We start from the raw sequence: 599 nt of genomic DNA, 5'->3' as shown, positions 1-599 counted from the left end.
TCGCGGCTGTCGGCGCGGACATCCGCTGGGCCACCTGCAACATCTTCTCCACCCAGGACCACGCCGCGGCGGCCGTCGTCGTCGGCCCGCCTGCCAAGGGCGGCACCCCCGAGGACCCGCAGGGCGTCCCGGTCTTCGCCTGGAAGGGCGAGACCCTCGCCGAGTACTGGGACGAGGCCGAGAAGGTCTTCGACTTCCCCGGTGACGACGGCGAGCCGGGCGGCCCCAACATGCTGCTCGACGACGGCGGCGACATCACCATGCTGCTGCACCTCGGCGTCGAGTACGAGAAGGCCGGCGCCGTGCCGTCGCAGGACTCCACCGACAACGAGGAGTTCAAGGAGGTGCTGCGCGTCCTGGCCCGCTCGCTCGAGGCCGACCCGCAGCGCTGGACGAGGCGCGCGCCGCTCGTCAAGGGCGTCTCGGAGGAGACAACCACCGGTGTGCTGCGTCTCTACGAGCGCTTCAAGGAGGGCACGCTGCTCTTCCCGGCGATCAACGTCAACGACTCGGTCACCAAGTCGAAGTTCGACAACAAGTACGGCTGCCGTCACTCGCTCATCGACGGGATCAACCGCGCCACCGACGTCATGATCGGC

1 protein-coding gene is annotated in these 599 nt (G+C 68.9%); it reads left to right on the top strand.

What is annotated here, in order from left to right; translation table 11 throughout:
• Nucleotides 1–599 (top strand): adenosylhomocysteinase (locus FB586_RS18690; protein WP_136520857.1); only part of this gene is annotated, 599 nt, incomplete at both ends.

Source organism: Cellulomonas telluris, from assembly GCF_004886325.1.
Lineage (GTDB): Bacteria > Actinomycetota > Actinomycetes > Actinomycetales > Cellulomonadaceae > Cellulomonas > Cellulomonas telluris.
Note: the sequence above shows the minus strand (reverse complement) of the source record. Positions and strands in the feature narration are given on the sequence as shown.